This is a genomic window from Pseudomonas sp. C11 (assembly GCF_034683865.1).
Taxonomy (GTDB): domain Bacteria; phylum Pseudomonadota; class Gammaproteobacteria; order Pseudomonadales; family Pseudomonadaceae; genus Aquipseudomonas.
Genome location: NZ_JAWIIP010000014.1, coordinates 129,468 through 139,697, shown reverse-complemented (window position 1 = coordinate 139,697; position 10,230 = coordinate 129,468). Strand labels below are relative to the sequence as shown.

Annotated in this window: 7 protein-coding genes and 1 pseudogene; 5 read left to right on the top strand and 3 right to left on the bottom strand. The window is 64.3% G+C overall.

Translation table 11 applies throughout. The features are described from left to right. Window positions 1-240: 240 nt before the first annotated feature. The 3 genes from VC352_RS20765 to VC352_RS20755 are packed head-to-tail and all read right to left on the bottom strand — an operon-like array spanning window position 241 to window position 2,764. Window positions 241-1,014, bottom strand: coding sequence for a PAS domain-containing protein (locus VC352_RS20765; RefSeq protein ID WP_322981403.1), 774 nt, complete (start codon window positions 1,012-1,014; stop codon window positions 241-243). Next, window positions 1,011-1,661: a response regulator gene (locus VC352_RS20760; protein ID WP_322981402.1), complete on the bottom strand. Its 651-nt coding sequence runs from the start codon at window positions 1,659-1,661 to the stop codon at window positions 1,011-1,013. The genes VC352_RS20765 and VC352_RS20760 overlap by 4 nt, the downstream gene beginning before the upstream one ends. Next, window positions 1,658-2,764 (bottom strand): ATP-binding protein, encoded by a 1,107-nt coding sequence (locus VC352_RS20755; protein WP_322981401.1) that lies wholly within the window; start codon window positions 2,762-2,764, stop codon window positions 1,658-1,660. Before VC352_RS20755 ends, VC352_RS20760 begins: the two co-directional genes overlap by 4 nt. Window positions 2,765-3,065: 301 nt before the next feature. On the opposite strand from VC352_RS20755, the gene VC352_RS20750 reads away from it, so the two are divergent. From VC352_RS20750 to VC352_RS20725, 5 genes and pseudogenes are all read left to right on the top strand, one after another. Continuing rightward, window positions 3,066-4,436 carry an NAD(P)/FAD-dependent oxidoreductase gene (locus tag VC352_RS20750; protein WP_322981400.1) on the top strand — a complete coding sequence of 457 codons (1,371 nt, stop codon included), beginning with the start codon at window positions 3,066-3,068 and terminating at the stop codon, window positions 4,434-4,436. A 151-nt stretch (window positions 4,437-4,587) separates the two neighbouring features. Continuing rightward, on the top strand, window positions 4,588-6,933 hold the full coding sequence (locus tag VC352_RS20745; protein WP_322981399.1) for a DUF1989 domain-containing protein: 2,346 nt from the start codon (window positions 4,588-4,590) through the stop codon (window positions 6,931-6,933). 63 nt (window positions 6,934-6,996) lie between these two features. Continuing rightward, a pseudogene (locus tag VC352_RS20740) lies at window positions 6,997-7,989 on the top strand (PAS domain-containing methyl-accepting chemotaxis protein); the annotation flags it as partial. 261 nt (window positions 7,990-8,250) lie between these two features. After that, window positions 8,251-9,621, top strand: a complete 1,371-nt coding sequence (locus VC352_RS20730; protein WP_322981398.1) for an ammonium transporter — start codon at window positions 8,251-8,253, stop codon at window positions 9,619-9,621. A 56-nt stretch (window positions 9,622-9,677) separates the two neighbouring features. Next, window positions 9,678-9,857: a hypothetical protein gene (locus VC352_RS20725; RefSeq protein WP_037048173.1), complete on the top strand. Its 180-nt coding sequence runs from the start codon at window positions 9,678-9,680 to the stop codon at window positions 9,855-9,857. The last annotated feature ends 373 nt before the right edge of the window (window positions 9,858-10,230 follow it).

Genomic DNA, 10,230 nt, shown 5'->3' with positions numbered 1-10,230 from the left:
GGGTGCGTTTCTTTTGCTTACTTTTCTTTGCGCATTTCAAAGAAAAGTGAGTCGCCCGAGGGGGCGAAACCCGGAATATCTGAGCATACCGTAGCGGCGTTAGAACACCCGCCAGGGAGGGCGAAACCAAAAACATCAGCAAAAACGCGGCAATTCAGAACAAGCAGCGGGAGTTTTGGTTGCTGTATGTCAGAGAGCGAAAACGGGCCGTCACTGTAGCGGCGATGCCCGAAAACAAGACTAAACCACCATCTGCCTCACCACCTCCACCCCACGCTCCATCACCACGCCCTCCAACCCCAGCACCTCCCCGAGATCCGAATACACCCCACAACCCCGCTCACTGACCCACTTCTCCCGCCCATCGGCGCACAACAGGCGGTACTCCAGCACGAACGGCCGCCGTGCCCGCAGGCCCTCCTGCACGCCGCGCCAGACCTGCTCGCGGTCGTGCGGGTGAATCAGCCCGTTGTAGGTCAGCTCCTGGCTGTCGATCAGTCGCTCGGCCGGGTAGCCGGTCAACTCCAGGCAGCCGGCGCTGACGTACTCCATGCTCCAGTGGCGGTTGTTGCGACAGCGATAGACCATGGCCGGCAGGCCGTCGAGCAGGTTGCTCAGGCTGCGATGGCGCGCCAACAGTTGCTCACGCTGCGGCATCTGCGCACTCACGTCAGCCAGGGTGAGCAGGTAAGCCGTCCCGGCATATCGCACCCGGACATCGGCCCAGCGCAGTTCGCCGGAATTCGTGGTGTAGCGCAGACACCCGCTCCATACCGGTTGTGCCGGGGTCAGCCCATGCAAAGCCAGTTGCCAGGCGACGTGATCCTCCGGATGCAGAAAGGCCTGATGCTCACGCCCCAGGCACTCACTGGCGCGGTAACCGCTGAAGCCCTGCCAGCTGCGATTGACCCGGCACAGACGCCCTGCCCCATCGAGCTGAATCAGCGCCAGGGGCAACTCGTCGGCGCCCGGCCAGGGTAGTCGGGCCGCCAACCAGCGCAGCAGAACCTTCATGACGCCTCCCCCGAATGACGATGCGCCCAGGCCGCCAGCTCCAGCCGTGAACGCAGGTTGAGCTTGCTCAGCAGATGTTTGACGTAGACCTTCACCGTACCGTCGCTGATGCCGAGCTGGCGGCCGATCAGCTTGTTGCTGAAGCCTTCGGCAATCAGCGTCAGGGTTTGCCGCTCACGCTCGGTCAGTTCGATACGCGTCGCGGCTGTGCTGCTGTCGCGTTCACCCAGACTGCTGGCAAGCAGCCGTGAGAGGGCCGGGTCGAGCCGGCTCTGGCCATGGGCACAGGCGCTCACCGCCGCCAGCAGCTCTTCCGGCTCGCTGTCCTTGAGCAGGTAGCCATCGGCCCCTGCCCGCAAGGCCGGCAGCACATCCTCGCGTGCCGCCGAGGCGCTGAGCACCATGACGCTGATTTCTGGCTGGTCACGCTTGAGGCACTCCAGGGTGTCCAGGCCGCCCTGCCCCGGCATGTGCAGGTCGAGCAGGATCAACGCCGGGTTCAGCTCACGTGCCAGGGCGATGCCCTCACGGCCAGTGGATACGCTGCCGACCACGCGAAATTCGCCGCTGCTCTCGAACAGTTCGGCCAGGCCACGGCGCAACATGGGGTGGTCGTCGATCAGCAGCAGGTCGAAAGGCGCGCTCATGCCGCCCCCCAGCGCAACAGCACGCGCGTACCGCCGGTCGAGGCCGCCTCGATACGCAACTCGGCGCCAATGGCGGCGGCACGCTCGCGCATGATGTGCAGACCGAAATGCCCGGACAATGGCAGGTGCTGCGGCAGACCGACACCGTCGTCGCACACCTCCACCGCGCCGCCGTCTGCGCTCGGCCACAGGCGAATCCACACCTGTCGGGCATGAGAATGGCGCACTACGTTGGCCAGCGCCTCACGCACGATCTGCAGCACCTGCAGTTCGCTCTCGGCCGGCAGGCAGTGGCCGGGCAGGCGATTGTCCAGGCTGAACACGCAACTGCTGCAGCGGGCGAATTCAGCGATAGACGCTTCCAGAGCCTGACGCAGGGTGCGGCCATCCATGGTCAGGCGCGCGCTGCTGATCAGTTCGCGCACCTGGCGTTGCAGGGTGCTCAGGGTATCGCGCAGATCCTCGAGCATGACCTGCGCCTGCTCGCCCTGCTGCGGATCGGCCAGCACCTGTTGCAGGCGGTGACTGCGAATCTGCAGGTAGCCGAGTTGCTGCGCCACCGAATCGTGCAGTTCGCGCGCCAGCATGCCGCGCTCGGCACTCAGCTCGCTGCGTCGTAGCCGTCGTGCCTCGGCGAACGCCAGCAGCACCTCGGCCAGTTGCCGGCCAATCAGGCGCAGGCACTCGCGCTGGCGGGCATCAGGGCGCCGGGCGAAAGCCACCTGTAAAAAAGCGACGCGCTCCTGCTCACCGTGCAAACCGCATAGGGCGAGAAAGCGCCCCTGCGCCAGGCAGCGACCGCACAGCTGCAGCGACCCTGGCGACACAGCCGCCAGATCATGGGCGCCGTCGCTGCAAGGCAGCGGCTCGCCCAACAGACACCAGCCCGGCGCTCCCACTTGCGGCAGCAGCAGACTGACCTGCGCGGCCTGCAGGGCATCCTCCAGCAATGGCAGCAAGGCGCGCAGGGGCGTCTCGATGCCGCCCTGCTGCAGGGCGCGTAACGGCAGTTCCAGCAGCGCCTGGCGATAGGCAGGCAATGCCGTCTCTATCGGCCGGGCCGGGCGCACGGGGAGCAGGGAACGCAGCAGCACCTGGAACATCCAGCCTCCGCTCGAACGGGATTTGCAGCAGGCTTCAGCAAGTTCCATGCCCCACCCAGCGATGGGTGAATAACACTGAAAAGAAAGAAAAATCCCCGCAGAGAATTTATTCATCGCGCTGCGCCTGCACCAATCCGACGCCGCCGCGCCTCCGATCAGGGCAGCACAAGGCTGCCGACTACCTCCAAGGAGGTATCCCCAACGAGCGAATTGCGGCGGGGCGTGAAGCCCGTAAGGTAATTCTCACAAGGAAATTTAAATTCCTGAAAATCACTAGAACGATCCGTACAGGAGAGCTTCCATGACCACTCGCATCGCCATCATCGGCGCCGGCCCCTGCGGCCTGGCCCAGCTCCGAGCCTTCCAATCCGCCGCTGCCAAAGGCGCGGAAATCCCCGAGCTGGTCTGCTTCGAAAAGCAGAGCGACTGGGGCGGCATGTGGAACTACACCTGGCGCACCGGCCTCGACGAGCACGGCGAGCCGGTGCACGGCAGCATGTACCGCTACCTGTGGTCGAACGGGCCGAAGGAATGCCTGGAGTTCGCCGACTACACCTTCGACGAGCACTTCGGCCGGCCGATGGGCTCCTACCCGCCGCGTGAAGTGCTGTGGGACTACATCAAGGGCCGCGTCGAAAAGGCCGGCGTGCGCAAGTACATCCAGTTCAACACCGCCGTACGCGGGGTGGTCTTCGATGAAGCCAGTGGCCAGTTCGACGTCACCGTGCACAGCTACGACCACGATCTCACCCGTACCGAGCGCTTCGACTACGTGGTGGTCGCCAGCGGCCACTTCTCCACCCCCAACGTGCCCTACTTCGAGGGTTTCGAGAGTTTCGCCGGGCGCGTGCTGCACGCCCATGACTTCCGCGATGCGCTGGAATTCAAGGGCAAGGACGTGCTCATCGTCGGCTCCAGCTACTCGGCCGAGGACATCGGCTCGCAGTGCTACAAGTACGGCGCGCGCTCGATCACCAGTTGCTACCGCAGCGCGCCGATGGGCTACAAGTGGCCGGAGAACTGGGAGGAGAAACCGCTGCTGAGCCACGTCAAAGGCAGCACCGCGTTCTTCGCCGACGGCACCAGCAAGCACATCGATGCCATCGTCCTGTGCACCGGCTACAAGCACCACTTCCCCTTCCTGGCCGAGAACCTGCGCCTCAAGACCGACAACCGCCTGTGGCCGTTGAACCTGTACAAGGGCGTGCTCTGGGAGAGCAACCCCAAGCTGATCTACCTCGGCATGCAGGATCAGTGGTACAGCTTCAACATGTTCGACGCCCAGGCCTGGTATGCCCGCGACGTGATCCTCGGGCGCATCGCCCTGCCCGAGCAGACCGCCATGCACGCCGAAGACCTGGCCTGGCGCGAGGAAGAACTGACCCTGAAGAACGCTCAGGAAATGTTCGAGTTCCAGGGCAAGTACATCCAGACCCTGATCGACGCCACCGACTACCCGAGCTTCGACATCGCCGCGGTGAACCAGACCTTCCTCGACTGGAAGCACGACAAGTACGACGACATCATGGGCTACCGCAACAAGTGCCACCGTTCGCTGATGACCGGCACCCTGGCCACACCGCACCACACGCCCTGGCTGGAGGCGCTGGACGACTCGCTCGCCGCCTACCTGGCCGATGCGCCGCAAGCGGCCATCAAGGCCGTGGGCTGAATCCCCGCCCAAGCTCTGGTGCGCATGGCACACGTCCGAGACGCGCCGTAGGGTGGGCTTCAGCCCACCACTGACGCCTCGATCCGTAAGAGTCGGGCTCCACAGAGCAATCACCAGCCCCACACCCCAAAAAACAACCCAGGTGCCTTGCATGCAGATGCCCGTGATTTCCCGGCCTCACGAGCCGGCGCTGTTCGCTCGTACACCCGGCGTGGAACGCCACCGCGTCGCCCCCGGCGGCCTGACGGTGATTGCCCTGGAGCCGGGCGACCGCATCGAGGTGATCGACATCGAAGGCGACCAGGGCGCCGAGCTGTTGGCATTCGACGAAACGGGCCGCGAGGCGCTCGCCGCCCTCGGCCTGCTGTCCAGCCCCGGCGCCGACTTCATTGGCCGTCTGCTCAGCGATAGCAGTCGCGAATCACAGCACGTCGTCAGCGGTCTGCGTAAACGCCACATCGATTGCCGCCACCTGCCCACTGCCGCACGCTTATGGCCAGACGGCACGCCCGCCGGCCATCGGCTGAAGCTGCAGGCCAACGCCGCCTTGCTGGTAGTCGTTGCCGCCCCCGGCGGACAGACAACGGTGGACAGCCAGCAGCGCGCCAGCGAGCTGCGCCTGATCATCCAGCGCGCCAACCCGTCGAGCCTGCTGATTCCCACCCTGCCAACGCCGCTCGGCGAGGTGGTCGACGAATTCACCATCGCCCCCGGCACGGCGCGCGACTATGTGGTCGCAGCCGGTCAGTACATCCAGGTGATCGACGTCGCCGGCCGGCAGTGCTCGGACTTCGTTGCCTTCGACCGGCGTGGCCTCGATACCGGCCGCGAGATCGACCTCGACCCCACCGTTACCCGCACCCTCAACGGCAACGCCTACCCCGGCCCTGGTCTGTTCAGCCGCTTCTTCGACCGCGACCTGCAACCGATGCTGGAAGTGGTGCGCGATACCGTCGGTCGCCACGACACCTTCGCCCTGGCCTGCACCGCGCGCTACTACGAAGCGCAGGGCTACTTCGGCCACGCCAACTGCAGCGACAACCTCAGCCGAGCCCTCGCCGCCCATGGCGTGCAGGGCCGTCGCGGCTGGCCGGCGATCAACTTCTTCTTCAACACCGGCGTCGATGCCCACCAGCAACTGACGCTGGATGAACCCTGGTCGCGCCCCGGCGACTACGTGCTGCTGCGCGCCCAGCGCGAGCTGGTGTGCGCCAGCAGTTCCTGCCCGGACGACATCGACCCGGCCAACGGCTGGCAGCCGACCGACATCCATATCCGCGTGTATGCCGACAAGGAGCGCTTCAGTATCGCCATGGCCAACCGCAAGACGCCCGACGCCGACCCGGTGCTAACCCGCGAAAGCGGCTTCCACCCGGGCACTTCCGCCCTCACTCGCCAGTTCGTCGATTATCGCGGCTGGTGGACGCCCACCCAGTTTGACGGTTACGGCACGCTGGCCGAATACCACGCCTGCCGCGAGCGGGTGGCGGTGATGGATCTGTCCGCCCTGCGCAAGTTCGAGGTGCTCGGCCCCGACGCCGAAGCCCTGCTCAACCACTGCCTGACCCGCGACGTGCGCAAGCTCAGCATTGGCCAGGTGGTCTATAGCGCCATGTGTTATGAGCACGGCGGCATGCTCGACGACGGCACCTTGCTGCGCCTGGGGCCGGATGCCTTCCGCTGGATCGGCGGCGAGGATTTCGGTGGTGACTGGCTGCGCCAGCAGGCCGAAAAACTGGGCATGAAGGTGTGGATCAAATCCGCCTCCGAGCAGATCCACAATATTGCCGTGCAGGGTCCACTGAGCCGCGAATTGCTCAAGCAGATGATCTGGACGCCCGGCACGCAGCCGAAGCTGGAGGAACTGGGCTGGTTCCGTTTCCTTATCGGCCGCCTGGATGACTACGACGGCGCGCCGTTGATGGTCTCGCGCACCGGTTACACCGGCGAGCTGGGCTATGAGATCTGGTGCCACCCAAGCGATGCAATGAAGGTCTGGCAGCGCCTCTGGCAACTGGGCGAACCGCTGGGCCTGGCACCGCTCGGCCTGCATGCGCTGGACATGTTGCGCATCGAGGCCGGGCTGATCTTCGCCGGCTACGAGTTCAGCGACCAGACCGATCCGTTCGAGGCCGGTATCGGTTTCTGTGTGCCGCTGAAGGGCAAGCAGGACGATTTCATCGGTCGTGACGCCCTGCTGCGGCGCAAGGAGCACCCGATGCAGCAACTGGTTGGGCTGGAGTTGGATGGCAACGAGCCGGCCGCCCATGGCGATTGCGTGCATGTCGGCCGTGCCCAGGTTGGGGTGATCACCAGTGCCACGCGCTCCCCCGTGCTGGGCAAGAACATCGCCCTGTGCCGTTTGGCGGTCGACTATTGCACGCCCGGCACCCGCGTGGAAATCGGCAAGCTCGACGGCCAGCAGAAACGCATCGGTGCCACGGTCGCCGCCGGCACCGTGGCCTATGACCCGGACAAGAGCCGGGTACGGACGTGAGATCGAGGGTGATGGGCGATCTTGGACAGCTAATTGCTAGGCAAGCACTGCGTGCTTTCGAAAATGTCCAAGGAGGATCGGCCGATGTGGTTCAGCAATACGACTCGAAACCTGGCCAGCGAACTCAACCAGTGGCTCGAACACCTGCTCAGCCACCGCCCACCCGCCAGCGAGCGCCCGCTGCTGCAGCAACAGCCGCAGTTGCTCGGCAGCCTGCAGCGTCTGCAGCGCGACTGGGAGGAGCTGCAGCGCATTCGCCAGCACAGCGAACAACTGCCGCCCCCGCCCTGCAGCGCAGCCGAGTATGCGGCCCTACAACAGCGCCTGGCGCAGGCCGAGCAGCAATGCGCCCTGCTCGAAGATGAGCTGCGCGCCAGCCAGGCGCAGAACCAGGATGTCGCCGCCGAGCGCGCGCACTGGGAGGAAGAGCGCCAGGTCTGGGAGCTGACCAAGCGCACCCTGACCGAGGGCAGTTGGGCGATGAACGTGGTGAATGGCGACCCCGATCACCCCCAGAACCTGATCCGCTGGTCCGAGCAGTTCCGCGAACTGATCGGCTACAGCCAGGCCGAGTTTCCCGACGGCTGGGACAGCTACTTCCAGGTGGTCAACGCGGACGATCTCAAAGCCGTGATGCAGGCCTTCAACGCCTCGATGGTGGACAAGAGCGGCGACGGTTTCTACGCCGTGGAGTACCGCATGCGCCACAAGACTCGCGGTGAGGTCTGGTACCGCGAACGCGGCCGCTGCCTGCGCGATGCCCAGGGCAAGCTGCTCTACGTCACCGGTGCGGTACGCGAGATCAGCGACGAAAAGGCCGCCGCCAGCCTGCAGGAGCGTGAGCAGGCGAGCATCCAGGCCACCTACGGGCAGATCGCCCAGGTCGCCGGAGTGATCAAGGGCATCGCCGAGCAGACCAACCTGCTGGCCCTCAACGCAGCCATCGAAGCGGCGCGCGCCGGCGAGCAAGGCCGTGGTTTTGCCGTGGTCGCCGACGAGGTACGCAACCTGGCCAGGCGCACCCAGGAGTCGGTGCAGCAGATCCAGGGCATGTTGCAGAAGAACACCTGAACTACGACCCATTTTCAGGCGTGATAGCGGCTCGATGAACACAAACGGGGCATTTTTTAACCAATGCTTTCCGCGCAGCCGCAGCCCCTGGCATGCGCCGAGAAAGCCACTTCTGGCATAGGGATTGCCTATTCATATTGCGAACTTTTTATAACTACAGATAAATCCAGGGCCCAAGCGGCGCAGACCTTCAACTCCACTGCCATGACCGACAGACATTCCAAGAACAGCATCGAGGATTGATAGATGGAAGAGCAGAAGACACCCACTCTGGAGGAGCTACAGGCTCTGATAGAGATGACCAACACCCTGAATATGGAAATATTCTACTGGTGGTGTATCGCCCTGATGATCTGCATTCATGTGGGCTTCCTGTCATACGAGATCGGCGCTTCGCGACTGAAGAACGCGCTGGCCGCCGGGGTGAAGAACATCCTCGCCTTCGGCTTCATCGTACCCAGCGTGTTCCTGCTCGGCTGGGCGGTCTACAACGGCTTCCCGGACGGCATCGTGCCGCGCATGGACGCCATCATGGCCGGCATGCCGTGGAGCCAATCCATGGGGCCGAACATCAGCGATAACGCCACCGGCATCTTCTGGGCCGCCTTCGCCATGTTCGCTGCCACCACCGGCTCGATCCTCTCCGGTGCGCTGATCGAACGCACGCGGATGAGCGCCTTCATCATCATGACCATCTTCCTCGGCGGCTTCCTCTGGCTGGTAGCGGCATCCTGGGGCTGGCACCCGGAAGGCTGGCTCACCGTCAAGTGGGGCTTCCATGACGTCGGCGCGGCCGGCTGCGTGCACATGATCGCAGGCTTCTTCACCCTGGCGGTGGTCATCAACCTCGGCGCGCGTATCGGCCGCTTCAATGCCGACGGCAGCGCCAACGCCATCGTCGGCCACAGCATGCCGATGAGCGTGGTCGGCCTGATGCTGATCATCGTCGGCTTCTTCGGCTTCCTCGGCGGCTGCATCATCTACAACTCGGGCGCGCAGTGGATCAACATTTACGGTGCCCCCACCAACCTCTCGGCCTTCGCCTTCAACACCCTGATGGGCTTCGCTGGCGGCCTGATCGGTGCCTACCTGACCACCCGCGAACCGTTCTGGATGATGTCCGGCGGCCTGGTCGGGATCATCTCGGTGGCACCGGGTCTGGATCTCTATCACCCCGGCCTGGCCTACCTGATCGGCATGGCCGTCTCGGCCACTGCACCGCTGGTCAACAACCTGCTGCTCAAATTCCGCCTCGACGATGCCGTCGGCGCCTTCGCCGTGCATGGTTTCGGTGGCTTCGCCGGCATCGTCATCAGCGGCATCTTCCTGGCCGGTTATCCGAACGTGAACGGCATGCCGGAAATCAGCTTCTTCGGCCAACTGGGCGGCGCCGTGGTCATGGCAGCCTTGGGCTTCATCCCGGGCTACCTGATCTCCTACGCCCTGAAGAAAGCCGACCTGCTGCGCGTACCGGCCCACGCCGAAGAGCGCGGCCTGGATCTGACCGAAGTACCGGCCCAGGCCTACCCGGAATGGACGTCGATGTACGGCTCGAGCACCAGCGTCGGCGGCGGTGAGCCGGCACCGCTGGCGACCACCGCAGCGAAATCCGCCTGACTTACCTTTTGCAGCCTGGCCGCACACGCGGCCAGCTCCATTGCGAGGAACACAGCATGAGCATCACCACCTACGAAGGCGCCAGCGCCGTATTCACCTTCGCCGACAAGCCGGCAATCCTGGTCTTCATCAGCCTGCTGGTAGCAGGCGTCAGCCTCTATGCGCTGATCGCCACCATGATCCACGAGAAACACAGCTACGCCCTGCCGGACGAAAAACTGCCCAAGCTCAAGTGAAACCACCGCCGGCGGCGCTCGCCGCCGGCTCTCCCCCCCTGCAGGCCGCCCAGGCCTGACTTGCTGAAATTCAGCAACTCCTTGCCTACGTCATCCTCCGGCATAAGCACACATAAACATTTCGAAACCGATATCACCTTGCCGCACTAAAGTAGCGAGGCGACTGCACGATAAATAACCTAAGCTCGATGTCAGGGTGTACGTTCGCCTAGGAATTGTTCTGCGGGGAAGACGTGAGCAATACCTTCAAGCACGTGCGCCCTATATGCCTACGAGCTGCCGTACCGAGTAACTTGACCGCAGCCGCGGCGATCAGGGCCATACCAACGGAGCTGACCACATGGTGAATCAGCTCAGGAGCATCACTTCAGAC

Bases quoted from the DNA above. Each gene is read 5' to 3' on its own strand.
- VC352_RS20765 (WP_322981403.1), bottom strand. From the start codon at position 1,014: ATGAAGGTTCTGCTGCGCTGGTTGGCGGCCCGACTACCCTGGCCGGGC.
- VC352_RS20760 (WP_322981402.1), bottom strand. From the start codon at position 1,661: ATGAGCGCGCCTTTCGACCTGCTGCTGATCGACGACCACCCCATGTTG.
- VC352_RS20755 (WP_322981401.1), bottom strand. From the start codon at position 2,764: ATGTTCCAGGTGCTGCTGCGTTCCCTGCTCCCCGTGCGCCCGGCCCGG.
- VC352_RS20750 (WP_322981400.1), top strand. From the start codon at position 3,066: ATGACCACTCGCATCGCCATCATCGGCGCCGGCCCCTGCGGCCTGGCC.
- VC352_RS20745 (WP_322981399.1), top strand. From the start codon at position 4,588: ATGCAGATGCCCGTGATTTCCCGGCCTCACGAGCCGGCGCTGTTCGCT.
- VC352_RS20730 (WP_322981398.1), top strand. From the start codon at position 8,251: ATGGAAGAGCAGAAGACACCCACTCTGGAGGAGCTACAGGCTCTGATA.
- VC352_RS20725 (WP_037048173.1), top strand. From the start codon at position 9,678: ATGAGCATCACCACCTACGAAGGCGCCAGCGCCGTATTCACCTTCGCC.